The sequence below is a fragment of the Candidatus Limimorpha sp. genome (genome assembly GCF_056203535.1).
Genome location: NZ_JBADWU010000052.1, coordinates 1 through 26,628, shown reverse-complemented (window position 1 = coordinate 26,628; position 26,628 = coordinate 1). Strand labels below are relative to the sequence as shown.

Sequence of the window (26,628 nt, the reverse complement as noted above, 5' to 3'; positions counted from 1 at the left end):
GGAATCAGTAGCTATGGAAAACATAGGAAATTTTCTTCAAAGTTACTGATTTCCAAGATATTATGCAAGTGTTTTAACTAAAAAAAACACCGGATTTTTCCGTTTTTTTGCTCTTCTTGAAATTTTTGTCATGTACTAAGATATATCAGTTAAATTTATGGAAATTCATGTTTAATTCGTGGAAATTTGTGTTAATAAAAACGAAATTGACATGTGTCAGGATTGTCTCAGCTTATTATTTTATTGTTCCTAAAACGAGGTTCTCTGAAATCAAATTAAAACCAAAAACAACTACTTGCCATTACTGAAAAAAACTTATTTTTGCGCCAAACTTTAAAGACATTACATCATGAAATTAGACGGACGTAGAGAAAGTACGAATGTGGAAGACCGTCGCGGAAAAGGCGGCGCAGCGAAAGCCGGTGGCTTGGGCATCGGCGGCATCATCATTGTCGGATTGATTTGGCTGCTCACAGGCAAAGCCCCTGATGCCGAGGTGGTTCAGCAACTGACGCAAGGCAACAACTCCGAATACACCCAGACAGACCCCACCCAATTCAGCGAAGAGGATCAGGAACTGTTCAAGTTTGCCAAGCAAATCCTTGCCGGCACCGAAGACGTATGGACCAAGGAATTCAAAAAAATGGGCAGAACCTACGAACCTCCTAAACTGGTGGTTTTCAGCGATGCCGTCAATTCGGCTTGTGGCAATGCCACATCGGCCAGCGGGCCTTTCTACTGCTCAGGCGACCAGTGCGTTTACCTCGACCTTGAGTTTTTCAAAAGCATGAAAAGCCAGATTGGCGCCGATGGCGATTTTGCCTACGCATACGTCATTGCCCACGAAGTGGGACACCATGTGCAGTATCTGTTAGGCACCTTGAATGCCGCTCATCAGCAGATGGCGCGTTATGGACAGAACTCTGCCCAGTCGAACCAAATCAGTGTGCGTCTTGAACTGCAGGCCGATTTCTATGCCGGCGTATGGGCTTACAACGACAACAAGATGTTTGGCTCGTTGGAAGACGGCGACATTGAGGAAGCCTTGAATGCCGCTTCGAAGATTGGTGACGACTACCTGCAAAAACAAGCCTACGGTCGCACCATGCCCGAAACCTTCAACCACGGCACTTCGGCACAACGCTCAAAATGGCTCAAGAAAGGTCTCTACACCGGCGACATCAACCAAGGCGACACTTTCTCGCCCGATTATGATAGGCTTTAAGCATTCAATTGAAATTCAATTCTATAAACAAAAAATGGCGACTCGGTTTTGGGTCGCCATTTCTGTTTTATTGATCTTTGTCTGGATAATGAACATTGAGACGTTGCGTGCAACCTCTCTACAAGTGAATGAGCCATGAAATAAAAAATAGCTTTTCAATGAAATGTTGCCAAAAGCCAGAAGCTTGAAACACAATACTTTCCTATCTTTTCTTTTCAATCAAAGCTACCAAACGGTTGTACCAGTCTTCGCCGAACTTGCGTATCATGGGGACTTTGAGGAATCTGTACAACGGTATGCCCTCTTTTTCGCCTTTCCGTTTGGCGGGAGTGCAGACGCTCCATTCGTGATAGACGATGTGTGTGAAACCGTCCTTCTCCATCAGGCGGATGGGGTAGAGGTGGCACGAAATCGGTTTCCAAAAGTCGGTCTTGCCTTCCAAGTAGGCTTTTTCGATGGCGCACAAGGCGGTGCCGTTTTCGTGGAAATACACGAAAGCACATTCTTCGCCGTTGACGAGGGGTGTCACTAATTCGCCGAAATCGTCGTAGTCGTAAACGTCGTTTTCCTCAACCACCTTAATGCCTTCGGGACGCATATAGGGTTTTATGGCTTCGAGGTTATCTTCGATGAGACCGATTTCGGCATCTTCCAAAGGAGCGCCGGCATCGCCCGCCACGCAGCATTCGCCTTTGCAAAGTGCTAAGTTGCAGCAAAATCGGGCATTCAAAAATTCGTCGGTGACGACAATGTTGTCAAGTATAATCATGGCGCAAAGATAGAGTTTTCTTCGTTTTCATCATGTAAACTTAGAGTTTGTTTAAATTTCCTAAATTCAAGTGTTAAATGCAACTTTAGCGAGTGGCGAAGAAAAGATGTTTTTTTCAAACGGGAGAAAGGAGTTTCCTTTCCACTGCAATAATACGAATAATTTTCGGAAAGAAGGAAGAAACACGGATTTTCATAAATGATTCAATAAGTTAAAAACGTGTTTGACAGCGATAGGTTGTCTAAAGCCATTAATGATTTCCTTTAAGCCAATCAATAAATTCGTAAATGTTTATGTGCTCGACTTTTGGAAAATCATATTTGTTCAATTCGTTGAAATGGTTGTCATTACTGACAATGTAGGTCGCTCCGACAGCAATGGCACAATCGACAAACTTGTTATCATCAGGGTCTTGTTTTATGAGATTAAATTTGTAATAAGTCTCAACCAAATGGACATTTTTGAGATTCAGCAACAGCCAAACGACTTCCGAAGCAACTTCTGGAGAAATGAAATGCTCCAAAATCTCCTGATATTCATAGATTATTTCGTCGGTTACAAACAAATCGTATTCGCCTTTTTCAAGTTTGTCCCAGACAATGTGATATTTTGAACTTGGCGAAACGGAAACAACCAGACAATTGGTGTCAAGAACGATTTTATTCATTGCTGATAGGGAGTCCGAATGTGAGAATTGAGGATTTCTTCCATTAATTCGTCGCTTAGTTTGCCTGATGCCCAAAGTGCATCAGTGTCTTTTTTCAGTTTCTTGGAATAATAATCAATCAAGACTTGTGTCATTTCATCCAAATCGGCCTGTCGTTTTGCAAATGATAACAACTTGAGCAAATGAAGTTGAGAATCGTTGAGTTGGGTCGTCATTTTTTTCATCCTTTCTTTTACCGCTGCAATAATACGAATAAATTTCGGAACGTAAAAATCCGTGGATTCAAATAATTTGCAATTCATTGGCGGGCACTTGCGTTAGCGGAATGCGTCATTTCCAACCATAAAAATCCAAATCCAGCCTCGCAAATACCTTCAATGGACAGCATGATGAAATCCGAAAGTGTCCGCAAATTAAATTATCAAAAAACTGATGTTGAATCCGCAATATGACCGTCGTTTTGTTCCAGATTCTGCAAATCTTCAATGGCATCTTTCACAATATCAAAGCCTTGGTAAATGTAGGGAACGGTTTTCTCGACATGAGGATACAAAAAGGATTGCTCCTTTACTTCGGGCTTCACAAACCCCATGATTTGGAAATTGTTCAGCACCATCAGCAGAAGGCTGCAAAGCAGCACGCCTTTGGCACCGCCAAAGACAAAGCCTCCAATTTTATTGAAAGTGCCTAAATTCATGTCTCTCACCATTTTGGAAACCAACTTTCCAATCAGGTTGACAAGAATCACTAAAATGATGAAAGTCAATATGAAAGCCGTCGTGTTGAGGTATTTCGGGTTGATTTCGATGTAATCGGTCAAAGTTTCCGCCGTAAAATCGGAAAAGTGCATGGCGCCATAAATGCCAATGCCGAAAGCCAACAGCGCAACGACTTCAAGAATAAGTCCTTTCTTTAATCCCTTGATGCCGAAAACCAGCAGAATGATGGCTATGATGATGTCTAAAACGTTCATAACGGGAGCAAAAGTAATGAAAAAGGTTTATTTCTGCTGGAAATGATGTCATATTTTGAAAATTCATACTTTTGCAAAAATCTTGTTTTCTATGTCAGAACCGGTTTTATCTGTCAAAAATCTGCGCATTTCATTCCGTCGCGACAAACAATGGAATGAGGCTGTTCATGGCATTGATTTCGATGTCGTTGCAGGTCGCACTTTGGGCATTGTCGGTGAATCGGGTTCGGGCAAATCGGTCAGTTCTTTGGCCGTGATGCGGCTGCTAAATGAACGCCAAAGTAAGGTGACGGCCGATTCCATTCTGTTGGAAAACAAAGAAATATACGGACTTTCGGAAAAGGAGATGGCCGATGTGCGCGGCAAACGTATCTCCATGATTTTTCAGGAACCGATGACTTCGCTGAATCCTGTTTACAAATGCGGTTTTCAGGTTTCTGAAATGATTCTCCAACACGAAAATGTCAGCAAAAAGGAAGCCAAGGAACGTGTCATTTCGCTGTTCAAACAGGTCATGCTGCCGCGTCCTGAAGCCATTTACGACAGTTATCCGCATGAGCTTTCAGGCGGTCAGAAACAACGTGTCATGATTGCTATGGCCATAGCCTGCAATCCGCAAATCCTGATTGCCGACGAACCGACCACCGCGCTTGATGTCACCGTTCAGCTGGAAATCCTGAAACTGTTGCGCAAACTGCAAGCCGAAACCGGCATGGGCATGGTTTTCATCACGCACGATTTGGGCGTTGTAGCCGAAATTGCGGATGATGTCATCGTGATGCACAACGGCGGAATCTTGGAACGCGGCGATGTGAAACAGATTCTCAATCATCCGCAACATCCTTATACGCAAGGCCTTTTGGCTTGCCGTCCACCGATGGACATAAGGTTGAAAAGGCTCCCGATTGTAAAGGAATTCCTTGACGGACAATGGGTAGGAGGGAAGGAGCAAATCCTCAACGAACTGCAAATCACCGATGAGGAACGCAAACGGCATTTGCAGAAAATCTATTCCAAGGAACCGGTTTTGAAAGTGGAAGGTTTGCAGACTTGGTATCCTTTGCGCAAAGGCGTTTTTGGCCGGACTTACGATTATGTCAAGGCTGTCAATGATGTGAATCTGGAGGTTTACGAAGGCGAGACTTTGGGCTTGGTTGGCGAATCGGGCTGTGGAAAAACGACTTTGGGTCGGTCCATTTTGCGCTTGGCGGAACCTACGGGTGGCAAGGTCTTCTTCAATGGCATTGAAGTCACAGCTTTGAGGGGTGATGACTTGCGGAATTTCAGGAAACAGGCTCAGATTGTTTTCCAAGACCCCTATTCGTCGCTCAATCCGCGCATTACGGTTGGCGATGCCATTGCCGAACCTATGTTGGTTCACCGCATTGAGACCGACCGAAAGAAATGCAAGGCGATAGTTTGCGATTTGTTGGAACAAGTTGGGTTGCAAGCCGCTCATTATGAGCGTTATCCGCATGAATTTTCGGGCGGTCAACGGCAACGCATCTGCATTGCACGCGCCTTGGCTGTCAATCCGAAATTAGTGATTTGCGATGAGTCGGTTTCCGCTTTGGATGTCTCAGTGCAGGCACAGGTACTCAACCTCTTGAACCGTCTGAAAGAAGAACGGAATCTTACTTACATCTTCATTTCACACGATTTGAGCGTGGTGCGTTTTATGAGCGACAGGATTTTGGTCATGTTCAACGGTCAGCCCGTCGAAATGAACGATGCCGATGAACTATTTGAGCATCCGCAAAACGACTACACCAAGAAACTGATTGACGCTTTGCCAGGAAAACGGGCGAATTTTGTATGAGGATTTTTCATTTCTCTAAAACCTAAATTTCACAGCTACAGTCACTTCCATTGGTCTCAATTGGTAGATGGTTTCCTGAACCGAAAAAGAGCCTGAATAATACGAAACATATTGCCGGCTGTTGAAAATGTTGTTCCAACGCAGTTCAAGGTCAAGTTTCGGCTTGGTGAAAATGTAAGTGTAGCTGAAATCCATAAAGAAATAGTTTTGTCCCTGATGGCGGTAATATTCCGCCGTTAGGCTCAAATCCTGATTGCGGGTCGGAAAGACATACACATTGGCAAAATGTCTCCAGTATCTGATTTGACTACGAGATTGATTATCAATATACGAAAGTATCTCGTTGAAATTCAGCGAATAGTCAATATTCATCCAATTGGTGGCTTTCAGCATGATGTTGGGCGAAAGACTGTATGAAATGTTTTGCGAGTTCAACAGACTGCCGTTTACCAAGGTAACGCCGCGCATATCGAGCAGTGTGCCTTTCAAGCCAATGGTAGTGCGCAAAGCGGAAAAATATTTCCTGACATTGCCTTGCACCGTCTGATGAATGCGGTTGTTGGGCATGATGAAGGCTTGCAGCCGCGTTGTTCCCCCTTCGCCGATTTCGTAACTGTACATCATTTCGGAATGGGTACGCCCGATGCCATAGTGCAGGTCGGCATTGAGCGAAATGAAAGGTTGCTTGAATTGAAATCCAACGTTGCTCGTCAAGGAATTAGAAACGGAAATCGGTGCATTTCTTAACACAAGACTTTGATAATCAGTTAAAATGTAAGTATCCAGCCACGAATCAAAGTTTTCGGCATAATGATTCCAATGGACAGAAGAATTGAACGTCCAGAAATTGCCTGCTTTCAGCCGTACCGAAATTGCAGGGTTAAAAAACAGTTTGGCCAAATGGTCGCCAGTGCCGTTTTCGCTTTTCACCTCCAATTGCTGGAAATAAACCGGCAAATCCAACGATGCCGAAAAACGCCTGAATTTATATTCGATTTCCGTTGTCAGATAAGGCTTTATGTTGCTATGCGTGACTTGCGCATCGGGCACCACCGGACTTTGCCAAGCCTTTATGCTATCGCAAAGCGACAGTTGGGAACGGATGTTTCTCTCAACGAAAAGGAAACCTGCCTTTGGTCGGAAGGTCAGCCTTTTGATGGAAAAAATTCCGCTGACAGCATGGTCGGCAAAAAACTGTGTACTTTTCAACGACTGCATCGCTTTGGCATATAAGACACTGTCGTTCAGTAAATCAGCGAATGGAACAGGCTCGATTTCCAAAGTGTGTGGCGTTTGTCCGTAACCTATGTAGGATGTGAAGTCAAGAAGATGCTTGCCAACGGGAAAAACAAGGCGCAAATCGTTGGTGACCGTTGCCAATGGTGTTTGAAGCATTTCGCTGATTTCCAATCCGTTGTTTGACAGATTACCCGAAGCATTGTCCCATTGCCGCGAGAAATTCAATTTATCGTCCAAATAGCAGTTCTTGTCGTTGCGATTGAGTGTCACGGTGCCGAAAAGACGGTTGTCGCGGAAACGGTTGCGTATGGTCTCGGTGTACGAAATCGTGTCGTTGGCAAGAAACATAGTGCTTTTCTGACTGACCGATTGCTTCTGCAAGTCATTGAGATAATACAAGTTGACACGTACTTGCATTTTTTCATTGACAGGCGTAAGTGCGTTCAGATTGACTAAATGCGTGCAATTGTCCAAATAGCGGTGCGCATTGAAAAGCGGCGTTTGTGCCGACTTGATGCTCAAGACTTCGCCCAATGGCGCAGGACGGTCGCTTGCCATGTTGCCATAGTCTTGCTGATAGGTGTAAATCGTTAAGTCGTCGCCAGTGTTGTTGGTCTTGTAGGAAGCCAAAAGTTGTGTCTTGCTGGAGAAAAGCATGGGCGTGAGACTGACATTCCAAAGGAAAGGAGCCGCGCCGAGACTCACTTTTCCCGAACCCGTTACCGCCACATCATTAGCCAATTTGATGTTGATGGAGGCCTGTTCGGAACTCACACGGTCTTCAAGCATCTTGATAGGCTGATGGTTTTCGTACACCTCGACCGAGGCCACCGACTGATGCGGCAGGTTTTTGCTCACCTGAGCGTAATTGCCGCCCATGAGATCCATGCCCTCCACATAGAATTTCTGAATGGGCAGACCCTGATAGGTGATTTTCCCGTTGTCCTCAACCTCAATGCCAGGCATTCGCTTCAGCACATCTTCGATGCTGTTATCCTGTTTCTGCACAAAAGAGCCGACAAAATACTCCAAAGTGTCGCCGAGCTGCTCAATGGGTCTCGCCTTGACGCTGACGCCTTTCAGCTGTTGCACTTCTTCGCGCAACTTGAAATTGACGGTTTGGCTGCGGTTGGCAATGGCTTTTTTCTTCCGCTCAAAGAAAATGGAGTTGACTGCCAAATCGAGGCTGTCGGCTTCGGTGCTGACATTCAAGGTGTAGGCACCGTTGATGTCGGTTGCGGTGTAGGCAACAATGATGCGGCTGTTGGCCTTGTAAGCCAGCACCTTAATATCAGGCAAAGGGCTGTCTGCAGTATCGACGACATGACCCGTCAGTACCGTCTGTGCATTTGTCATACCGCAAATGAGCATCAAAAACGGGATGATATGTCGGCGCAAAGTTTTCATTTTCTATCTAATTCAATAGGGTTGTTGCGGGATTGCATGACGCCAAAGGCTTTTCGCTGGGCTTCTATGCCCGTATGTTCATCGAAATGGCTTATGATATTCTCCCGACATTCATCTTCCACATGAAAAAAACCTTTTTTCGTGGTTTTTGTGTAATCATTTAAGTTCCACACAATGTTGACCTTTGGGTCGGGAACCTCGATGCTGACAAACTCATAACAATAACTGCCAGTGGCATCAGTAACTTTAAGTATCAGGCCTGGCAACCCGTGAAATTTATAAGGCCCATCGCTAAACGGAAGTTCGTCGGTGTACCAAGCCGTCCAGACACGGCCTCCAAAACGGCATACCGCTTTCTGGCAAAGATAGTCTTCTATGCGTAAAGTGTCGTCCATCAGGTTCCAATCCATAGAATCCATATCTTCTTCGTACAAAAAGTTTCCTGTCAGAAAAACATGATCGGTGACTGTAATCTTCCCTTTCGGGAAGTTTTTGTATATCGTATACATGAACCGCGTCGTGAAATCTCTCAACTCACCCAGATACCAATCGTTCCAACTTCCTTCTTCCGACCTTCTGCGTTGGAGTTGCGTCAGGCGGAAACTGCCATAACTCTGAAACGCTGAAATCTTGTTTCCAAGCAAAAGAACCGACATTTCTTCATCGTATCTTTCCATCTGGGTTGAATCTTCGTGATAAGTCATCTGGTACAGCACCTGTAAGTTGGGGCGGGCGATAGAATCGTAGTAATCGCTAAACACAAAATTTTGTGCCCGCAAGAACATCGGGAATGATAACGAGATGGATAAGATTATAAGTAGTTTCTTCATATTTCTGATTATCATGTGATTATTTATATTCCTTTTAAAAATCACAAGTCGTTTCCACTCATTTTCTTTCCAATTCAATAGGGTTGTTGCGGGATTGCATGACGCCGTTTATTTTCTTTTGGACTTCTCCCGAAGTCAAAGCATCAAAATGGCTTATGATATTTTCACGCAATTCATCCTCAACTTTGAAAAACTGCATTTTTGAAGTGCTGGCATAGTCGTGCAACTCCCATTCTATTTTCATTTCGGGACTCGCAACCTCAATCGAAACAAAGTCAAAACAATAATGCTTTTTCGTATCGCGTAGTTGCAAAATCAACCCCGGAAGACCGCAGAACTTATATGGACCGTCGCCAAACGGCAGTTCTTCGGCAAACCATGCTTCCCAATTGCGGCCTCCATAACGGCAGGTGGCCTTTTGGCACAAGAAACCGTTTACCGAAACGGTATCATCGTGTATTTCCCAATCGAAACTGTCCAGATCTTCCTCATATTGGAAATAACCCGTCAGAAAGACATAATCCGTTACATTGGCTTTTTGTTTCTTCAAATTCTTGAAAATCCGATATTTGAATCGCGAAAGATAAGAAAACGACTCTTCGCTCTGAAGCCATTCGTCCAACAATCCTTCCTTCTGTTTCTGCCGTTTCATCAAAGTGTTTCTGTACAAATTGTGGCTGATGAACAGCGAAAGGCTGTCGCCGATGAACAAGTCCATTTGCTCCCTGTTGCGGAATTGGCTTGCCGTTGTGTCTTCCAAATAGGTCAAATCGTAACAAACAAGGAACTTCGCTTCGTCAATCGGAACATAGTCTTCATCGAGAAACTGTGCGTTTGCCGTGCCGCAAATGAGCATCAAAAACGGGATGATATGCCGGCGCAAGTTTTTCATTTCCTAAGTAGGTGATTAAAATTAGTTTACATATTGAAAACGAGGCATCGAGGTCACGGGAATGCGAGATTACGAGGCATACCGGCATCCCGAAGCCTCGCAGTCTCGAAATCCCGTGTCCTTTATAATGTAGTTTAATTTTGAATAGTTACTTATCTTTTTAATCTCAATTAAATGAGAATCTATTTTCCTTTTCCTGCGTCATCCTTCAACTGGAATCTAATCGGAAGCATATACGAAACCCTGACAGGTTTGCCTTCATTCATGCCCGGTTTCCATTTCGGCATGGCTTTCACCACACGCATGGCTTCCGCATCGCACTCCTTGTCGATGCCGCGCATGACTTTCACATCGGTAACGCTGCCGTCTTTATCAATGACGAAACTGAGAAAAACACGGCCTGAAATGTTCTTGTCTTTGGCGCTTTGCGGATAAACTATGTTTTCTGCAATGAAATTCAACAAGGCTTTTTCACCACCAGGAAATTCAGGCATTTTCTCGACAATTTGGAAGGTTTCGTCATCGGTCTTTGACTGTTGCGAAGGTATTGGATCAGCATCATGGTCAACAACAATTTTGTTTTCAACTTTTTCCACTACGTCATATTCGCTTCTTTTTCCATTGTCGTCCAATCTGAAATGAATCGGGAGAGCGTAAGAAACCCTGACAGGTTTGCCTTCGTTCATACCGGGTTTCCACTTCGGCATGGCTTTCACCACACGCATGGCTTCCTCATCGCACTCCTTGCCGATGCCGCGCAACAATTTCACATCCGAAACGCTGCCGTCTTTCTCAACGACGAAAGTGACGAAAACACGACCGGAAATGTTCTTGTCTTTGGCCGATTGAGGATAAACGACATTTTCTGCAATGAAATTCAGCAAGGCTTTTTCACCGCCCGGAAATTCAGGCATTTGATCAACGATTTGGAAGGTTTCATCATCGGTTGTCTTGTTTTCATCATCAAATTCTGCCGTTGATTTCTTGAATCCGTCCCAATTTATGCTTCTAACCATGGTTTTTCCATCTTCTCTAAGACTGAATTTGATGGTGTTGTTTCCGTAATGCTTTTCCATAGCCTTATCAAACTCGGCTGATAATTTCAGCACACGCAGCAATTCATCATCAATGCCGTAACCTAAACCTTTGATAATCTTTGCATTTGCAACCATGCCGTTTTTAACATCGAACTCAAAGGAAACATTGCCCTGGATTTTCTTTTCCAAGGCTTGTGACGGATAATTCATTTCGTCAATAACGAAGGTCTTGAAATCTTCGAAGGATTGGATTTTCTTTTGGTTGCCGTATGGTTTTTGCTTCCAGCCACCTTCCACCTGACTGTAAACCAACTGCATTTCATTCTGTTTGGCGTTCAACTGAAAAGCGACCGGCAAAACGAAGCTCACCCTGACGGCTTCACCACCAACTTTTCCCGGTGTCCATTTCGGCATGGCTTTCACCACACGTTCGGCTTCGACATCGCAATCCTTGTCGAACCCCTTTTTTGTCCTGACATTCGACACCGAACCGTCTTTTTCGACGACAAACTCAACGAAAGTCTTGCCTTCAATGTTGTTGTCGATGGCGCTCTTAGGATATTTCACGTTTTTGCTCATGAAATCTACTAAAGCCGACATTCCGCCCGGAAATTCAGGCATGTCTTCAACGACTTCATAAATGCTGTCGGTGTTTCGCATAGTCACTTGAAACTTGTTATTACCCAAATCGGTGAAATGAATCGCACTTGACTTAGGATTGATGATTTGTAGCCCTTTTACCATTTTACCCGTAATTGAATCTAGTTTTTCGGTCTGCGTAAATTGACAACCTGCAATCGAAACCGTATCGCCTACTTCAAGACCGTCGAGCTCAATTCGTTCGGGATCAATGGTTAAAACGTGGTCGCTGTATTCGATGGGAGCACCGCTACCGTCATCAGAACCAATAAATAATTTGAACTCATAATTGTCCAAAAATCCCTTAATTTTCTCTTCCTTAGTCGGAGGGACTTCTGTCTTTTCCTGTGCCGTCACCTTCGCATTGGCGACAAGCAGCACGGCTGCCACCGGCAGAACGCCCAAAACGCGCCAGAGCAGACCTTTCATTTTACATTCTTGTGTCATCATTTTAATTCTTTTTTTTGTGAGGTTGAAACTGAAATTATTACCAAGTGTGCTGAAATTTCCAGCCGTGCACTGCTGCAAAATCAGCATCATATAGTCGTTGCGTGCCGCACCGCTTTCCAGAACATCGCGGTCGGCGGTGTATTCGTGCAGGTTCTGCAATTCGCGCTTGTACCAGCGCATGGCAGGATTGAACCATTGCACGACGGTCAGGGCCTCAACGAAAAGCACATCCGCCGTGTGATGATGGTCGCTGTGGCTCTTTTCGTGAATCAGAATGGCGGCATTGTCCTCGCCCTGCGGCAAGAAGATGTAGTTGAAAAACGAGAAACTGATGTGCTCGCGCTTCGTGCGGACAATGACATAACGCCCGTCGCGCACCTTCGGCGACTTGATCACCAACAGCACGATTCTCAGCAGTTTGACAATGAGCATCAAGGCAAAGACAGCCACACCTGCCCAATACGCCCAAAACAAAATCTGCCATACATTAATATGTTTTTGCTGCGGCGAAACCGTCACTTCATCAAGCATGATAGGACCCGCTTCGCCTTTGGGCTGAATCGTCACCTCGTTGAGGGTGAAATAATTCACGAGATTTTCGGTGATGGCGAATCCGCTTTGCGTGTGACCGCTGAAATTCACCTTAATAAAAGGTAGGGCAAAGGCAAAAACCAGGCTCCCGATCAGGAAAGCACGCATCAGATTGAAACGGTTTCCCTTGCGGAACAAGAGCCAGTAAGTGCCAAACAAGACCGCTGTCGCCACACTGACAACCAGCACCTTACCGATTAGAAATGTTATTATTGTATCCATAGTTTTGTACTTTTTTGGACAATTAGACTATTTGACTTTTGGACGATTGGAGTTGATTTGATGATTTAAGATTTAAAAATTTAATAATTAGACAATTTGACGTGTGGATAATTTGACTTTTAGACTTTCGAAGAACCATAAACTGATAACTGTAAACCGTAAACTGAAAACCAAAAACCAACAAACAGCTATTTCTCCATCGCCTCATCAATGATTTTCTTTAATTCTTCCAACTGCTCCACGCTGAAATTCTCCTTTTTCGTGAAAGCCGACACAAGGTCTAAATAGGAATTGTTGAAATAACGCTCCACGATACTGTTCAAAAAACCGCTTGAATATTCCTCCTTGCTAATCAGCGCCGTGTAACGGTTTGCCTTGCAGAACGTTTCATGTGTCACGAAACCTTTCTTTTCGAGGATTCTCACAATGGTCAGCACCGTGTTGTAGGCCGGTTTCGGTTCGGGGAATGCCGCCACAATTTCGTTGGCAAAACCCTGCCCGATGCTCCAAATCACTTGCATCACCTGTTCTTCTGCTTTCGTTAATTCTTTCATATCGTATTCTATTTTTAATTTCGTTTCGCCAAGGTGCCGTTCGCAAGCTCACTTTGCCTTTGGCTGAATTATGCTGCCCTTTCAGGGCGAAAACGCTGCAAATATATGAATTATTTTAATCGTGCAACTAATTTTTTAGTTTTATAATAAAATTCTTTGTTTTAAAACGAAATGAAACTTTCACTATCTTTGCTTCGTCAATGCAAAAACGATGGACGGAAAACTTTCTGAAATATTAGAAAATCAATTGGGAATCAATGATATAACTGCCATTAGCGAATATCTTTTATTGCACGGAAACGAGATTGGCGACTTGATGCAAGGCCTCCAAAACTGTTCGGCAAATTATTTGAAAAATGCAGGTTGGGCCTTGATGCATGTGGCAAAAAAGGATGTTTCCGTCATTTTTCCCTACCGAAAAATCTGCTACGAGGCCGTCTTGCAATATCAGGACGAACGTATTTTGCGGAATTTGCTGTTTGTTGCAAACGCCCTGTTCGGCATTTCGACCGATGAAGAAAAACACGCCCATTTTGAACTTTACGACCGCTGCATCGCCATCGTGACTTCCGAACTATATGCACCGGGCACACGCTCCAATGCGCTTTCCATTTTGGAGCAATTTTGCAAAATCGAACCTGAACTTTCGCAGGAATTCATCATAATCATCAACGCCATAATGGATTACGCCTCGGTGGGACTGAAAAGCAAGGCGCAAAAAGTGCTAAAATCGCTGAATCGGTGAATAAGCCAAACAGAAAAACAGGCACCAGAAAACAATGATGAAACAGCTGGCAAGGGCGGTTTTTCTGGCACGCCCAAAGAATTTCCTGACGATGAAAGCCATTACGGGAATGGAAAAAAACGGCAGAATGAGAAGGAAAACACCTAATTTGTATTTGCGCTTCAAAGTGACGATTTTTCTTGCCTTGCGCAAATTGCTTTTGTTTTTTCTCTTCAGACGCAACTTGACAATCCAATCCGTAAGGTAAAATGTGGCTGCAAAACCCAAAACGCCACCCAAGGCAATGGTCAAAAAAGCTGGCCAAAAAGTCATGCCCATAGCGTATGCCACAGGCGGTGAAACCAGTGTCTTTACTGTGGCAAGTAGCACAATAAGAATGAATTGCGTGAGTTTCATTTTTCAAATGCCAATGACAATGCAAATATAGTTTATTTTCGACAGCCAAACATAATTTTAAAAAATTTGAGTCAAATGGCTTTCAATTCGACAAGATTTTCTATTTTTGCAGCCGCAAGTGCCACTTTAGCTCAGTTGGTAGAGCAACGCATTCGTAATGCGTAGGTCGTTGGTTCGAGTCCGACACGTGGCTCAGGAAAGAGTTTCGCAAGAAGCTCTTTTTTTGTTTTTGGAAGATAAACGCAAATTATCACCAATGAATCTGTAATTTTCCACATCCAGCTCATTAACTGATAATTTGTGGCAATTGGCGTTTAAAAAACGGAAAAGCCCGCTGATTTTCAGCGGGCTTTGTGAGGTACCTAGCAGATTCGAACTGCTGTCCCCGGTTTTGCAGACCGATCCCTAACCACTCGGGCAAGGTACCCTTTTGCGACTGCAAAGATACACATTTTTTCTATTCCGCAAGTCATTGGGCAAAAATTTTCTGAAAAAGTCGAATCAGCAAAGATTCCGTGCCGAAAGTTTTATCCAGTTCCACCCGACAAGCGCAATGACCAACAGCACACAATAAATGTAGTAACCTCTTAATTCCTTGCGTTTTAGTCTCGTCATACTATATGCCGTCATTAATATGATAAATGGTATTGCAGGTTCATGATAGCGTTCGGAATTGGCAGCAAAAGAAAACATAATCATAAACAGATAAGCCAATTCGTATGCTCCAATCAGGCTGAAATTGCGCCATTTTTTGTCACTAAAGGCTATCACAATGGCCAACATGGCAAAATATGAAAGCAGATTCTTGACATACATACTACCATTCATCAGCTTTTGGTTATCGTTGGCCACCTCGACCATCGACGACAAAGGCAACACAAAAGCGCCGGGAGCCATATAAACATTCTTCACCAACTCGGTATGTTTCATACCCAATTTTTCATATTTCTGCTCATTATAATTGTTATCAGTGAATTTCAATCGGTAAATATACCGCATTTCATACCCGACTGGCGAAAACAAAAAGGCAAAAAACACCACGATAACCGCTGAGACGGCAATGATTTTCGTGCGCTTGTTCACCAAGCCATCGGAAACAACAATGAAAACGACAAAGGAAAAAACCAAGGCAATGCCGATAATGGTACGGAAACCAAAAGTCAAGGCCGTCAGAAGGATTGGACAGGCGATATTCCAAAAAGTGTATTTTCTGGTACGAATCACAAAATCCATTCTCTCGATGGCCAAAACCGCAAGGAAAATCATTTCACATTCCTTGAGATGCAAACCGCAAATATGAATCAAAGTCGGCATGAAAACACACAGCACGGCGGCAAGTTTTCCAGTCCGTTCGCCAAAAGTACGGGTGCCCAATTTATAAACGGCCACGCACATATAGGCACTCATCAACGACTTGAAAATCCTCGGCGTAAGAATGTTTTTGCCAAAAATGGTATAAATCAAAGTCAGCCAAAGCGTATAACCTTGGTCAGAAAAGCCCATGGTATAGGCATTCAGATACTGAAAAATATACTTGAAATGACCTGATTTTATACACCTTGAAAGATAAACCGCTGTCTTATGATAACCCAAACTATCGGCGGCTTGATATTCAAAAGGAATACCTGTCTGAAAGTAGAAATAATAGCACATCAACACCACATAAACAATGCGGAGGCTCAATGCCGCGAAAAATACTTTCCTGACGAAATGCTTTGCATCGTCCTGCTTCCAACGGGAATAGAACAGCCACGAAAGCAAGAATAAAAACAGCACCTCGCCCACGCCCCAAACCATCCACAGCGGCTGCATGGCATAATCATGGAAAAGCACACTGATGAGAACCAGCGCAACAAGATAGACAGAAACGCCTATGATTGCAATATGTCGGAAAAGTTTAACGCTCATTCAAATAACATTAAAACAATAAGTTGAGACAGCAACAATACATATCAATATCAATTTCATAAACACAAATTTCCACAAATTAAATATGAATTTCCAGAAATTAAACTGATAGATAGACAATTATTATTTTCGATAAATTGCGTTCAGCGAAGCGAAAAAACAGCTGTTTTCGTTACAGGTTATTTTTTAATTATCACAAAACAAAAAAGTGAACAAGGCAACTTGTTCACTTTAATTCCATCTGGCAAATTATTTCAAGTTGAAAATCGGGCCGCTTTCCTTCCGCTTGGCAATGGCACGGCCAATGATACTTTTTGTCTGAGGGTCGATGGTGCCGATTTTGGTCATTTCAGCACGCTCCCAGAAATCCGGTTTATATTCGTGCTGGAAACGGAACATGCCTTCTGTTGCCGTCAACACACTGGCGTTATAAATTTCAGTCTGTGTAGTATCAATCAATTCAAACTCAATGTGAAGATTGCGGGTGACATTATCGTAGTTGTAATGGAAAGGATAATAGACCGTACTGTCGTGATATCTGTCTACCTGAATTCCATATCCATCTCCAGCAAAATACATGGTGAAACCCGTCGTGGTATCGTGAGGATTGAAAGATGCCTCCTTATAGGAATCCGCAATCACATTGCCATAGAAATCGGTATTCCATTGCTCGACTTTCTTAACGCCATAAACCGTATTGATAATGCTGGTAAATTCAACCACATTTTGCGAGAGGTTCACCGTAACATTGCCTTTGCCTTTAGGCGATTTTATCGTAAAGGATGCGGCTCTATAGTCTTCACCTTGATATTCCTGCACTGAAATAGTGATAGTGGTGCCGTTTTTTGATTTTTCCCCCGACATCGGCGACACCGTGTACCATTGTGCATTATCGTTTTTTTCAATTGACCATGAGCAATCCGTTGTGATTTCAATGGTTTGCGAACTTGCTTCCGTTGAGAACCACAAAGTATCATGCGAAACTGTGATGTTTTCATCCCGATGGCATCCCGCCAAAGAGAGAAATGCGATGGCAAACAATGCCATGACGATGGTTTTAATGCTGTTTTTCATTTTTCTAAGATTTTATGCCGCAAAAATAATGTTTTTTTCTTTTTTGCACATCTATAATATAGGCCGAATGTTTTTAATTGAAGTTTTGCGGCGAATAAACCGCAAAAAATGCGGCTTATTTACCGCAAAAGTATTATTTTTGCCAAAATTTCATCGTATGTATATCCATCAATATGTCGAATGGCCAAACTTCTCGTGGGACAAATTGCAGATTGCCAATAAATTGGCGAAAATCAACAAAGCGGCTGGTTTCCTTGCTGGCAAACTGAACGCGCTTGGTTTCGATAATCTGCAATCGGCTGTTGTGGAAACGGTTTCAAACGACATCATCAGTTCGTCGGCTATCGAGGGCGTAATGCTCAATTCGGAACAGGTGAGGTCGTCTGTCGCACGAAAATTAGGCGTTGCGATTCCTAACGAAGTGGATTCTTCGCACTACATCGAAGGCATTGTTGAAATGATGCTTGATGCGACAGTGAATTTCCGTCAGCCCTTGACTGACGACAGGCTTTTCGGTTGGCATTGTTGCCTGTTTCCAAGCGGCAGAAGTGGTTATTCCACAATTGATGTGGGGAAATACCGCAGCGGCGAAATGCGTGTCGTTTCGGGTGGATTCATGCACGAAAAAATACATTATGTTGCTCCGAGTCCTGATAGGATTGAAAATGAAATGAAACGTTTTCTTGAATGGTTTAATGACGCCAGAACGGAAAACGATTATCTCAAATCAGCCATTGCACATTTCTGGTTTGTCGCCATTCATCCTTTCGATGACGGGAACGGACGCATAGGCCGCGCCATTGCCGACATGGCCCTATCGCAAGCCGACGACAGCCAGATGCGTTTTTTCAGCATGTCACGGCAAATCAATAAAAACAAACACAGTTATTATGACATTCTAGAACGAACACAAACATCTGATTGTGAAATAACTGAATGGCTCAATTGGTATTTGGATTGCATGGCTGATGCCATTGCTGATGCCGATAACATGTTGTCGCAAGTGCTGGATAAGGCAGCATTTTGGCAAACCTACGGACAATTTGGCTTGACGGAACGACAAAAGCAAATTATCAATATCTATCTTGATGGTTACGAAGGTAAACTGACGGTGAAAAACTGGGCAAAACATGCCAAAATTTCCCCAGATACCGCTGCCCGCGACATCAAAGACCTCATTGAAAAAGGCATTCTTGAACCGCAGCCAGGCAAAGTCCGCGATGTGAATTACGGCATCCGCTGCAATGGAAAAGTCATTGTTTGCGGGCCGAAGGATGAAGATTAATGCGCCTCCAACCAATTGCTTCCCGTATTCATTTCCACAATGACTGGAACCGACAATGGCATGGCGTTCACCATCTTGTCTTCCACAATGGATTTCAGCAGATCAAGTTCATCGAGATGGGCATCGAAAACGAGTTCGTCATGCACTTGCAGAATCATCTTCGAGCGCATGTTTCTTGCTTCCAATTCCTTGTGAATGTTGCTCATGGCGATTTTTATCATGTCGGCGGAACTGCCCTGAATCGGTGCGTTGATGGCATTGCGCTCGGCAAAATTGCGCACCACGCTGTTCGATGCATTGATGTCGCGCAAATAGCGGCGGCGGCCTAGAATAGTTTCGGCGTAACCACGTTCACGCGCCAAGGCAATGCTGCTGTTCATGTATTCCTTGATGCCGGCATATTCTTCAAAATACATCTTGATGATGTCGGAGGCCTCGCCACGCGAAATGCCAAGCCGCTCAGCCAGACCGAAAGCCGACATGCCGTAGATGATGCCGAAATTCACGGCTTTCGCCTTGCGGCGCTGCTCTTTCGAAACTTCTTCCAAAGGCAGGTGATACACCTTGGCGGCAGTGGCGGCATGAATGTCGTGACCTAACCTAAAGTCCTCACACATAGCCTTGTCGCCGCTGAGATGAGCGATGATGCGCAACTCTATTTGCGAATAATCAGCGGCCAGCAAGGTGTACTCCACGCTGCGTGGCACAAATGCTTTTCTGATTTCCTTTCCGTTGTCGGTGCGGACTGGAATGTTCTGCAAGTTGGGGTTGTTGGAACTCAATCTGCCCGTTGCCGTAACCGCTTGATTGTAAGATGTATGAATCAATCCATCACGGGGATTTATCAAAGCAGGAAGGGCATCCAGATAGGTTGATTTCAGTTTTGTGAACGAGCGGTAATCCAGAATCAAGTTGATGATTGGATGTTTTGATGCCAGTTTTTGCAGCACGTCTTCCCCCGTAGCATATTGGCCCGTCTTGGTCTTTTTTGCCTTTTCGTCAATCTTCAGCCTTTCAAAAAGAATCTCGCCTAATTGTCGCGGCGAACCTATGTTAAATTGCGTTCCTGCCAATTCATAGATTTGATTTTCAATGTTTTGAATCTCTTCTCCAAACTCGTCGCTGATTTGTTTCAGATTCTCGCTGTCGATTTTTACGCCGTTGGCTTCCATCTGACTCAAAACCGGAACAAGCGGCATTTCAATATCGTAAAACAGTTTTTCAACACCGTTTTCCTTCAGCATCGGTAGCAGTTTCTGGTACAATTGGAAAGTGATGTCGGCATCCTCGGCAGCATATTCCTTGACGGTCTCAACAGGCACTTCGCGCATGGTGCGTTGCGCACGGCCTTTGCCGATGAGGTCTTCTATCGGAATGGTGAGATAATTCAGGTAGACTTCGGCCAGATAATCCATGTTGTGACGCTGCTCAGGTTCAAGCAGATAGTGCGCAATCATCGTGTCAAACAAAGGGCCTTTGACTTTAACATCGTAATACCGCAACACGGAAATGTCATATTTCAGGTTTTGTCCGATTTTCAGAATGTTTTCGTTCTCCAACAAAGGTTTCAACAAGCTGACTTTTTTCAGGCAACTTTCATAATCGGCAGGCATGGGAATATACCAGGCTTCGTGCGCTTTCACAGCCAACGAAATGCCGACCAAATCGGAAGAATGGGCATCAATTCCGGTGGTTTCGGTATCGAAAACGACATGTTTTTCCATGGAAAGCCGATTCACCAATTGTTTGATTTCGGTTTCCAATTCAACGAGGATATAATTATGTTCCAGTGTTTTGGCAGAATCCTTGTCGGAAAACAGTGATAAATCTGCCGAAGGCTCTTCCGCTTGGCTGAACAAGTCAAATTGTCCTGATTGAGTCGGTTGTGGAACGGATTCCTTGACGGTTTTAACAGCATTTTCATCGGGCTGCGATTTCTTTCTGTCATCCAAAAAACGCTTGGCGAAAGTGCGGAATTCCAATTCTTCGAATAGCGCCATCAAACTTGGCACATCGGGTTCTTTTGCCGTAAGCAAATCTTCGTCAAATTCCACAGGCACTTCCGTGTTGATGGTGGCCAGCATTTTCGACATCATGCCTTGGTCGGCGAAATTCACGACGTTTTCCTTTTGTTTTCCTTTGAGTTCATCGGCGTGTGCAATAAGGTTTTCCACGCTGCCATATTGCGCCACAAGAGCCGATGCCGTCTTCTCGCCAATGCCGGGAATTCCTGGAATATTATCGGCAGCATCGCCCCAAAGACCAAGAATATCAATCAGTTGCTTCGGTTCCTTAATGCCGTAGCGTTCGCAGACTTCCTTTGGTCCCCAAATCTGGGCCGGTTCACCGAATTTGGCAGGTTTATACATCATCACTTTTTCGGTGACCAATTGTCCGAAATCCTTGTCGGGCGTCATCATGTAGGTGATGAATCCTGCCTGTTCGGCTTTTTTCGACAAAGTCCCGATGACATCGTCGGCCTCGTAGCCTTCGACGGCAAAAATCGGGATGTTGAAAGCTTCAATCAGCCTAATTATATAAGGTATGGAGGCGCGGAGGTCTTCGGGCATTTTTTCGCGGTTGGCCTTGTAGTCGAGAAACTCCTGTTGACGCTGCGTAGGTGACGAAACATCGAAAGCAACGCCAATGTGTGTCGGCTTTTCGTTTTTCAGAATTTCGTAAAGTGTGTTCAAAAAGCCCATTACCGCCGATGTATTGACCCCTTTCGAGTTGATTCTCGGGTTCTTGTTGAGAGCAAAGAAAGCCCTGTATATCAGTGCGTAAGCATCTAAAAGAAACAATTTTTTCTGGTTATTATCCATAATTTGCATGTTTGAAATTGTAAAAATACAAAGTTAAGGACAATTTTTGTCATTTTGTTCAAAAATTTCGTTGCATGAAAAAAAAGTCTTATTTTTGCCGCGAAAATTAAACGAGAGAAAATTTGGCGCATGGATGCGACCGCTTTTTATTTTTAAACTGTTGATTGTCAATAAAATGATAAAAAATGGTTTTTTGAATGGAAATAAGTCTTATTTTTGCGCCTTTGTAAAACACTAAAATTGAAAGCTATGTCAGAAGTTTTAAATGAAATTGTACCGATTATCGCTGAAAAGCTCGGAGTTGATCCAGCAGAAGTAACAATGGAAGCAAGTTTCACTCAGGATTTGGGTGCTGATTCAATCGACCAAGTCGAACTGATGTCAGATTTCGAAAAGAAATTTGGTTTGACCATTCCGGATGACAAGCAGGAATCTGTTGTCACTGTGGGTGATGCAGTGAAACTCATTGAAGAATTGCGCGGAGCAAACTAAAAAACAAAAATCGAAACAGTTTTTTATGGAATTGAAACGAGTAGTAGTTACTGGCCTTGGTGCCATTACGCCAATCGGAAATACCGTTGAGGATTTTTGGAAAGGACTTGTCAGTGGTACAAATGGGGTCGGACCGATTACTCGTTTCGATTCTTCATTATTCAAGACCCGTTTTGCATGTGAAGTCAAGGGGTATGACCCTTTGGATTTCTTTGAGAAAAAGGATGTGCGCAAATATGACATGTTTGCGCAGTTTTGCATGGTTTCGGCCGACGAAGCTATCAAGGACTCTGGTATTTCACCTGAAAACACTGACTTTGATGAAGTTGGCGTGATTGTCACTTCCGGCATCGGAGGTGTCAATAATTTTTATGCTTGTGTCAAGGAACATGTGGAAGGTGATGGAACCCCGCATTTCAATCCTTATTTCATTCCAAAGATGATTGCCAACATGCCGGCCGGCCTCATTTCCATAAAATATGGCTTTCGTGGCCCGAACTTCGCAACGGTTTCGGCATGTGCTTCATCGGCAAATGCCATCATTGAGGCTGTCAACTATATCCGTTCCGGCAAGTCGCCGGTCATCATTGCAGGTGGTGCGGAAGCGGCCATCGGCGAAAGCGGCGTAGGCGGTTTCAATGCCATGCACGCCTTATCGACGCGCAACGACGACCCACAGACGGCTTCGCGTCCTTTCGACCTGAACCGCGACGGTTTCGTCCTGGGTGAAGGCGGCGGATGCCTGGTGCTCGAAGATTTGGAACACGCTTTGGCAAGAGATGCAAAAATCTACGCCGAAGTGATCGGTTGCGGCGTTTCTGCCGATGCTTATCATATTACAGCACCTCACCCCGAAGGCTACGGTGCGATGTTGAGTATGCAGCGTGCCTTAAAGGATGCCGGACTTCAGCCGGAAGCCATCGAACACATCAACACACACGGCACATCAACACCTGCAGGCGATGTGGTTGAGCCTCAAGCCATCTTGAAAGTTTTCGGAGAACATGCCTATAATATCAGCATCAACTCCACCAAATCGATGACAGGACACCTGCTTGGCGGTGCCGGAGCAATCGAATCAGTCGCCACAATCATGGCCATTCGCAACGGTATCATTCCTCCAACCATCAACCATTTTGACGATGATCCTGCCATTGATAATCGTCTCGACTTTACCTTCAATAAGGCACGCGAAAGAAGCATCAACTACGCCTTATCGAATGCCTTTGGTTTCGGCGGCCACAATGCCACGCTGATATTCAAAAAGTTTGAAGCGTAACAATGTCCAGCATTCAGGATTACTTAGCATATAAACATTCTCCCGACAAACATCTTTCGCAGTATATCAAGAACATTCTAGGCTTTTATCCGCGAAACGTGTTTGTCTATCAATTGGCTTTCACGCATAAGTCGGTTGCTGATGAAAAAGTTGGCAAAAGCCTTCTGAGCAACGAGCGTCTCGAGTATTTGGGCGATGCCGTACTCGAAATCGTTGTCGCCGACTATCTTTTCAAAAAATTTCCAACAGAACAAGAAGGTTTCCTCACCGAAATGCGTTCAAGAATCGTAAGTCGCGCTTCGCTGAACAAGCTTTCGCAAAGACTTGGCTTTGAGGAATATATCAGATATGCCCATGACGAAACCAACGGTGGATTCCGTTCCATCGGCGGCAACACCTTCGAAGCATTGATGGGCGCCATCTATCTTGACAGGGGGTTTGAGTTTGCCAAAAAAGTCATCGTTGACCGAATTATCAGAATACACATTAATCTGGATGAAATCCAGCAAAAGGAAGTGAATTTCAAAAGCAAACTCTTGGAATGGTCGCAAAAGCATAAAAAACACACCAGTTTCAATTTGCTGAACGGCAACGGCACTTATCACCAGAAACTCTATATTGTTCAAATCACCATCGATGAGAAAGAGTATGCGCAAGCCTCGGATTTCTCCATCAAAGGTGCAGAACAAATCGCTGCCGAAAAAACATGGAACATGTTGGTCGAGGAAGGCGCAATCAAAAAAGAGTGATCGCTTTTTCGGTAAAAAACATAAATAATTTGCTTTCAATTCGGGAAAAGTAGTTTATTTTTGCAGTCGAGAAACGAAGAAGATGTCTGTGAAGAAGAAACTTCAACTTGCTCCTTTCGATGATATAAAAATCATTGGCATCAATGCTCCGCTGATTGATTACAAAATGGCTTGGAACATCAATCAGAAACTATGCATTGACCTCACCCGTTATGATGACATTTCTTTGGGTGGCGGTGAATATTCCTTCTATTACTACACTGCCGGCGAATATTGTAACGTCTACGACCTGATTTCGTTGTCGCGTAATGAAAGAACATGGATCAACCTTTCGCCTCACATCGATTACCTTTTTATCATCCGAAATGAAATCTCGGATGAGCGTTTGGAAAACATCATCAAAAACCTGCGTGAAACCAAAAACGTTGCCCACGCATTTTTGATTGACATCACCAAAAATTTTGACCCGTTTTTGGAAACGATAGAAATGCATGAGATTTCCATTATGAAAATTCTTTTCCCAAGGCGCAAACTGAGTGAATGGAGAGAGGAAATCATCAGAAAACGGAACAAGGAAAGAGGCCTGCCTGAAAAGCAGACCCCTTCCAAATCAAGCTTCATACCAATCAATGGTTAGATGGTCATTGGGGAAGATGTCGGTGAAACTTAACTTGACACCGTTTTTCATCCTCGGTTGTTCGTAACGAATCCTGATTTTCGACATGTTGTCGGGGCGGCTCAATGGAGTCGAATCTCTCAATTTGTTCATTTTTATCGTGTTTAGTTTGTTTGTGTTGCAGAGTTTGCGGCATTTTGGTCGCGGTCAATCAGGAAGAAATCGTCGATTTGCACTTCGGTGATGTCGTGCCGGCCATTGCTGTCGGTCCAGTCGCGCGTGCGCAGCCTTCCTGTGATGGCGATACGGCGTCCTTTGCGAACACATTTCGACAGGCTTTCAGCCATTTTGTCCCAAGCCACCATGTTGAACCACTGCGTGTTGTTGACCCATTCCTTTTGCGCGTTCTGATACGGTTCGTTGACGGCAAGGCTGAAGTGAGCCACCATGCGGTTGTTTTCGAAAGTCTTCATTGTCGGGTCGGCACCCGGGCGGCCAATCAGAGTGACCGAATTTCTCATTGTACTCATTGTTGTAAGGTTTTAATTGTTAGTGATTTGTAAGTTTTTTATCTGTATTTCAAAAATTGTTCGTAATTTTGCAGGCAAATCAATCAACTATATGTGTTCCAAACTTCGGTGCGGTAATCGCTGGATATAGTTGATTTTTTTTGTGTATGCCATCTATGTATTCCGGTAATTCCATTTTGTGATGCTTTTCGTTGTGTTTGACGCTGCAAAGTAAAAGCGTTTGTCAAGAATAAAGCCGACAACAAACGTTTGTAGTCGACTGTAAGCGTTTGTTGTCGTTTGCTGTCGTTTTTATTATTGATTTACAATGAAATGAAAAACAGTAAACAAATTGGCGTTTTTCGTGTTTTTCGTTTTTGGAAGCCATATCATTTTGGCATAATGGTATTTTTATTAGTTTTGCAACTCGATAAAACGAAATAATGATGGATACAGTACCAAAGAACTTTTTCCGCCCACTTGGATTTTTCGCCCATATCATAGGAATCCCTGTTTTTGTGTTAGGTTCATTTCTGCTTTTTTGGCCAGCGGGATTTCGTGACCTTGACATAACTTTCTCCGAATATTCGTTTCACATGACGATGATTGCCTGCATCATTCTGGTAGTGATGCTCATCGCAAAAATCGTAATGATGGTTTTGTGTGGGAAAAACGACACTACTTGGACGCAATACTATTTATGTACTTTCTCGGAAATCATATTTTCAACAGGGTTTTCGGCCCTTTACCTTTGGCTGATGTCGCATAAGGCTCAGGCCTATTTCTGGTTTTTCGGCTACTCATTATTGTATCTAACTATCTTGATAACAATCCCGTACATTATCATCAATCTGTATTTCATTGGTGTTGAAAAAGACGAGCTATTGCAACATGCCGCCAATGCAAATCCGAGTGAGAAAATCAAGTTCATGGACGAAAGGGGAAATGTGAAAATACTGATTGCACCTGAAGTGGTGCTTTACATCCAGTCGGATGAAAACTACTTGAAAATCTGTTATTTGGAAGACGATAAGATGACATTCTACACTTTGCGCAACTCGATGAAAAAAATTGAGGAGTTGTGTTCGCATAATGGTCTCGTGCGTTGCCACAGGTCTTATTTCGTCAATAAAGGTCATGTGAAAGTGTTGCAGAAAGACAAGGATTTCACCTACGCCGTGCTCGATGTGCCGAGTGCCGCCCACATTCCCGTCAGCAAGAATTACATCGATCAGGTTTCGGCGATATTGTAGGAAAGAAGCTGCTGTTTTTTCCCTACTGCAAGAGAGATTTTATAATGGCTCTAGTATAATAAAAGACTGAATTTGCCGTTAAAGACAGAAAAGCGAAGGAAATGAGCGACTACATTACAGCAGAAGAGATCGTGCGACAGGTTCGGATGATGCCGGTTCAGGAGCGTGCTCGGCTGAAAGACATCC

The 26,628-nt window shown here is 43.9% G+C and carries 24 protein-coding genes and 2 tRNA genes; 10 read left to right on the top strand and 16 right to left on the bottom strand.

Translation table 11 applies throughout. The annotated features are described in order from the left end of the window. Positions 1-349 precede the first annotated feature (349 nt). Positions 350-1,225 carry a KPN_02809 family neutral zinc metallopeptidase gene (gene ypfJ, locus AC06MN_RS06180; protein ID WP_475671480.1) on the top strand — a complete coding sequence of 292 codons (876 nt, stop codon included), beginning with the start codon at positions 350-352 and terminating at the stop codon, positions 1,223-1,225. Positions 1,226-1,427: 202 nt separating this feature from the next. Here ypfJ and AC06MN_RS06175 read toward each other — a convergent pair whose 3' ends face one another. From AC06MN_RS06175 to AC06MN_RS06160, 4 genes are all read right to left on the bottom strand, one after another. Beyond that, positions 1,428-1,994: a DUF3109 family protein gene (locus AC06MN_RS06175; protein WP_475671479.1), complete on the bottom strand. Its 567-nt coding sequence runs from the start codon at positions 1,992-1,994 to the stop codon at positions 1,428-1,430. 250 nt (positions 1,995-2,244) lie between these two features. After that, positions 2,245-2,661 carry a putative toxin-antitoxin system toxin component, PIN family gene (locus AC06MN_RS06170; protein WP_475671478.1) on the bottom strand — a complete coding sequence of 139 codons (417 nt, stop codon included), beginning with the start codon at positions 2,659-2,661 and terminating at the stop codon, positions 2,245-2,247. Then, a complete protein-coding gene (locus AC06MN_RS06165; protein ID WP_475671477.1) occupies positions 2,658-2,885 on the bottom strand; it encodes a hypothetical protein in 228 nt (75 codons plus the stop codon). Before AC06MN_RS06165 ends, AC06MN_RS06170 begins: the two co-directional genes overlap by 4 nt. A gap of 197 nt (positions 2,886-3,082) precedes the next feature. Next, positions 3,083-3,634 carry a CvpA family protein gene (locus tag AC06MN_RS06160; protein WP_475671476.1) on the bottom strand — a complete coding sequence of 184 codons (552 nt, stop codon included), beginning with the start codon at positions 3,632-3,634 and terminating at the stop codon, positions 3,083-3,085. A 91-nt stretch (positions 3,635-3,725) separates the two neighbouring features. Between AC06MN_RS06160 and AC06MN_RS06155 the strand changes: the two genes are divergently transcribed. Continuing rightward, entirely contained in the window at positions 3,726-5,453 is a 1,728-nt protein-coding gene (locus tag AC06MN_RS06155) for an ABC transporter ATP-binding protein (protein WP_475671475.1), read from the top strand. 15 nt (positions 5,454-5,468) lie between these two features. Here AC06MN_RS06155 and AC06MN_RS06150 read toward each other — a convergent pair whose 3' ends face one another. From AC06MN_RS06150 to AC06MN_RS06130, 5 genes are all read right to left on the bottom strand, one after another. Next, on the bottom strand, positions 5,469-8,099 hold the full coding sequence (locus AC06MN_RS06150; protein WP_475671474.1) for a carboxypeptidase-like regulatory domain-containing protein: 2,631 nt from the start codon (positions 8,097-8,099) through the stop codon (positions 5,469-5,471). Further along, on the bottom strand, positions 8,096-8,929 hold the full coding sequence (locus AC06MN_RS06145; RefSeq protein WP_475671473.1) for a GLPGLI family protein: 834 nt from the start codon (positions 8,927-8,929) through the stop codon (positions 8,096-8,098). The genes AC06MN_RS06150 and AC06MN_RS06145 overlap by 4 nt, the downstream gene beginning before the upstream one ends. A gap of 58 nt (positions 8,930-8,987) precedes the next feature. Beyond that, positions 8,988-9,821 carry a GLPGLI family protein gene (locus tag AC06MN_RS06140; RefSeq protein ID WP_475671472.1) on the bottom strand — a complete coding sequence of 278 codons (834 nt, stop codon included), beginning with the start codon at positions 9,819-9,821 and terminating at the stop codon, positions 8,988-8,990. Positions 9,822-10,003: 182 nt separating this feature from the next. Continuing rightward, the gene (locus AC06MN_RS06135) at positions 10,004-12,760 is read right to left on the bottom strand and encodes a TonB family protein (RefSeq protein ID WP_475671471.1); all 2,757 of its coding nucleotides are present in this window, start codon (positions 12,758-12,760) and stop codon (positions 10,004-10,006) included. A gap of 188 nt (positions 12,761-12,948) precedes the next feature. After that, a complete protein-coding gene (locus tag AC06MN_RS06130) occupies positions 12,949-13,314 on the bottom strand; it encodes a BlaI/MecI/CopY family transcriptional regulator (protein ID WP_475671470.1) in 366 nt (121 codons plus the stop codon). Between the two features lie 211 nt (positions 13,315-13,525). On the opposite strand from AC06MN_RS06130, the gene AC06MN_RS06125 reads away from it, so the two are divergent. Continuing rightward, positions 13,526-14,059: a hypothetical protein gene (locus AC06MN_RS06125; protein ID WP_475671469.1), complete on the top strand. Its 534-nt coding sequence runs from the start codon at positions 13,526-13,528 to the stop codon at positions 14,057-14,059. Here the strand turns inward: AC06MN_RS06125 and AC06MN_RS06120 are convergent. After that, on the bottom strand, positions 14,039-14,455 hold the full coding sequence (locus AC06MN_RS06120) for a hypothetical protein (protein ID WP_475671468.1): 417 nt from the start codon (positions 14,453-14,455) through the stop codon (positions 14,039-14,041). The genes AC06MN_RS06125 and AC06MN_RS06120 overlap by 21 nt on opposite strands. A 120-nt stretch (positions 14,456-14,575) precedes the next feature. Here AC06MN_RS06120 and AC06MN_RS06115 point away from each other — a divergent pair. Then, a tRNA-Thr gene (locus AC06MN_RS06115) sits at positions 14,576-14,648 on the top strand. A 163-nt stretch (positions 14,649-14,811) separates the two neighbouring features. Here the strand turns inward: AC06MN_RS06115 and AC06MN_RS06110 are convergent. From AC06MN_RS06110 to AC06MN_RS06100, 3 genes are all read right to left on the bottom strand, one after another. Further along, positions 14,812-14,882: transfer RNA gene (locus AC06MN_RS06110), tRNA-Cys, on the bottom strand. Between the two features lie 74 nt (positions 14,883-14,956). Next, entirely contained in the window at positions 14,957-16,363 is a 1,407-nt protein-coding gene (locus tag AC06MN_RS06105; RefSeq protein ID WP_475671467.1) for a glycosyltransferase family 39 protein, read from the bottom strand. Between the two features lie 249 nt (positions 16,364-16,612). Next, complete coding sequence (locus AC06MN_RS06100; protein ID WP_475671466.1) at positions 16,613-17,437, bottom strand: BACON domain-containing protein; 825 nt, start codon at positions 17,435-17,437, stop codon at positions 16,613-16,615. 157 nt (positions 17,438-17,594) lie between these two features. On the opposite strand from AC06MN_RS06100, the gene AC06MN_RS06095 reads away from it, so the two are divergent. Continuing rightward, positions 17,595-18,722 carry a Fic family protein gene (locus tag AC06MN_RS06095; RefSeq protein WP_475671465.1) on the top strand — a complete coding sequence of 376 codons (1,128 nt, stop codon included), beginning with the start codon at positions 17,595-17,597 and terminating at the stop codon, positions 18,720-18,722. On the opposite strand, the gene polA is transcribed toward AC06MN_RS06095, so the two are convergent. Further along, a complete protein-coding gene (polA, locus tag AC06MN_RS06090; RefSeq protein ID WP_475671464.1) occupies positions 18,719-21,544 on the bottom strand; it encodes a DNA polymerase I in 2,826 nt (941 codons plus the stop codon). The two genes, AC06MN_RS06095 and polA, sit on opposite strands and share 4 nt — an antisense overlap. A 249-nt stretch (positions 21,545-21,793) precedes the next feature. Here polA and AC06MN_RS06085 point away from each other — a divergent pair, with 249 nt between their 5' ends. From AC06MN_RS06085 to AC06MN_RS06070, 4 genes are all read left to right on the top strand, one after another. After that, positions 21,794-22,036: an acyl carrier protein gene (locus tag AC06MN_RS06085; protein WP_475671463.1), complete on the top strand. Its 243-nt coding sequence runs from the start codon at positions 21,794-21,796 to the stop codon at positions 22,034-22,036. Between the two features lie 25 nt (positions 22,037-22,061). Then, entirely contained in the window at positions 22,062-23,315 is a 1,254-nt protein-coding gene (gene fabF, locus AC06MN_RS06080) for a beta-ketoacyl-ACP synthase II (RefSeq protein WP_475671462.1), read from the top strand. 2 nt (positions 23,316-23,317) lie between these two features. Then, positions 23,318-24,064: a ribonuclease III gene (gene rnc, locus AC06MN_RS06075; RefSeq protein WP_475671461.1), complete on the top strand. Its 747-nt coding sequence runs from the start codon at positions 23,318-23,320 to the stop codon at positions 24,062-24,064. Positions 24,065-24,152: 88 nt separating this feature from the next. Continuing rightward, positions 24,153-24,701 carry an IPExxxVDY family protein gene (locus AC06MN_RS06070; RefSeq protein ID WP_475671460.1) on the top strand — a complete coding sequence of 183 codons (549 nt, stop codon included), beginning with the start codon at positions 24,153-24,155 and terminating at the stop codon, positions 24,699-24,701. On the opposite strand, the gene AC06MN_RS06065 is transcribed toward AC06MN_RS06070, so the two are convergent. Together AC06MN_RS06065 and AC06MN_RS06060 are read right to left on the bottom strand one after the other, a co-directional pair. Beyond that, positions 24,675-24,833 (bottom strand): hypothetical protein, encoded by a 159-nt coding sequence (locus AC06MN_RS06065; RefSeq protein WP_475671459.1) that lies wholly within the window; start codon positions 24,831-24,833, stop codon positions 24,675-24,677. The genes AC06MN_RS06070 and AC06MN_RS06065 overlap by 27 nt on opposite strands. Before the next feature lie 11 nt (positions 24,834-24,844). After that, positions 24,845-25,210: a single-stranded DNA-binding protein gene (locus AC06MN_RS06060; protein ID WP_475671458.1), complete on the bottom strand. Its 366-nt coding sequence runs from the start codon at positions 25,208-25,210 to the stop codon at positions 24,845-24,847. A 425-nt stretch (positions 25,211-25,635) separates the two neighbouring features. Between AC06MN_RS06060 and AC06MN_RS06055 the strand changes: the two genes are divergently transcribed. After that, the gene (locus AC06MN_RS06055) at positions 25,636-26,442 is read left to right on the top strand and encodes a LytR/AlgR family response regulator transcription factor (protein WP_475671457.1); all 807 of its coding nucleotides are present in this window, start codon (positions 25,636-25,638) and stop codon (positions 26,440-26,442) included. Positions 26,443-26,628: the final 186 nt, after the last annotated feature.

Excerpts from the sequence above, each read along its gene's own strand:
- AC06MN_RS06120 (WP_475671468.1), bottom strand. The coding sequence starts at position 14,455 with ATGAAACTCACGCAATTCATTCTTATTGTGCTACTTGCCACAGTAAAG.
- AC06MN_RS06055 (WP_475671457.1), top strand. The coding sequence starts at position 25,636 with ATGGATACAGTACCAAAGAACTTTTTCCGCCCACTTGGATTTTTCGCC.
- fabF (WP_475671462.1), top strand. The coding sequence starts at position 22,062 with ATGGAATTGAAACGAGTAGTAGTTACTGGCCTTGGTGCCATTACGCCA.
- ypfJ (WP_475671480.1), top strand. The coding sequence starts at position 350 with ATGAAATTAGACGGACGTAGAGAAAGTACGAATGTGGAAGACCGTCGC.
- AC06MN_RS06170 (WP_475671478.1), bottom strand. The coding sequence starts at position 2,661 with ATGAATAAAATCGTTCTTGACACCAATTGTCTGGTTGTTTCCGTTTCG.
- AC06MN_RS06135 (WP_475671471.1), bottom strand. The coding sequence starts at position 12,760 with ATGGATACAATAATAACATTTCTAATCGGTAAGGTGCTGGTTGTCAGT.
- AC06MN_RS06165 (WP_475671477.1), bottom strand. The coding sequence starts at position 2,885 with ATGAAAAAAATGACGACCCAACTCAACGATTCTCAACTTCATTTGCTC.
- AC06MN_RS06150 (WP_475671474.1), bottom strand. The coding sequence starts at position 8,099 with ATGAAAACTTTGCGCCGACATATCATCCCGTTTTTGATGCTCATTTGC.
- AC06MN_RS06100 (WP_475671466.1), bottom strand. The coding sequence starts at position 17,437 with ATGAAAAACAGCATTAAAACCATCGTCATGGCATTGTTTGCCATCGCA.
- AC06MN_RS06130 (WP_475671470.1), bottom strand. The coding sequence starts at position 13,314 with ATGAAAGAATTAACGAAAGCAGAAGAACAGGTGATGCAAGTGATTTGG.
- AC06MN_RS06155 (WP_475671475.1), top strand. The coding sequence starts at position 3,726 with ATGTCAGAACCGGTTTTATCTGTCAAAAATCTGCGCATTTCATTCCGT.
- AC06MN_RS06105 (WP_475671467.1), bottom strand. The coding sequence starts at position 16,363 with ATGAGCGTTAAACTTTTCCGACATATTGCAATCATAGGCGTTTCTGTC.
- polA (WP_475671464.1), bottom strand. The coding sequence starts at position 21,544 with ATGGATAATAACCAGAAAAAATTGTTTCTTTTAGATGCTTACGCACTG.
- AC06MN_RS06125 (WP_475671469.1), top strand. The coding sequence starts at position 13,526 with ATGGACGGAAAACTTTCTGAAATATTAGAAAATCAATTGGGAATCAAT.
- AC06MN_RS06145 (WP_475671473.1), bottom strand. The coding sequence starts at position 8,929 with ATGAAGAAACTACTTATAATCTTATCCATCTCGTTATCATTCCCGATG.
- AC06MN_RS06140 (WP_475671472.1), bottom strand. The coding sequence starts at position 9,821 with ATGAAAAACTTGCGCCGGCATATCATCCCGTTTTTGATGCTCATTTGC.
- AC06MN_RS06160 (WP_475671476.1), bottom strand. The coding sequence starts at position 3,634 with ATGAACGTTTTAGACATCATCATAGCCATCATTCTGCTGGTTTTCGGC.
- AC06MN_RS06065 (WP_475671459.1), bottom strand. The coding sequence starts at position 24,833 with ATGAACAAATTGAGAGATTCGACTCCATTGAGCCGCCCCGACAACATG.
- AC06MN_RS06085 (WP_475671463.1), top strand. The coding sequence starts at position 21,794 with ATGTCAGAAGTTTTAAATGAAATTGTACCGATTATCGCTGAAAAGCTC.
- AC06MN_RS06095 (WP_475671465.1), top strand. The coding sequence starts at position 17,595 with ATGTATATCCATCAATATGTCGAATGGCCAAACTTCTCGTGGGACAAA.
- AC06MN_RS06060 (WP_475671458.1), bottom strand. The coding sequence starts at position 25,210 with ATGAGTACAATGAGAAATTCGGTCACTCTGATTGGCCGCCCGGGTGCC.
- rnc (WP_475671461.1), top strand. The coding sequence starts at position 23,318 with ATGTCCAGCATTCAGGATTACTTAGCATATAAACATTCTCCCGACAAA.
- AC06MN_RS06175 (WP_475671479.1), bottom strand. The coding sequence starts at position 1,994 with ATGATTATACTTGACAACATTGTCGTCACCGACGAATTTTTGAATGCC.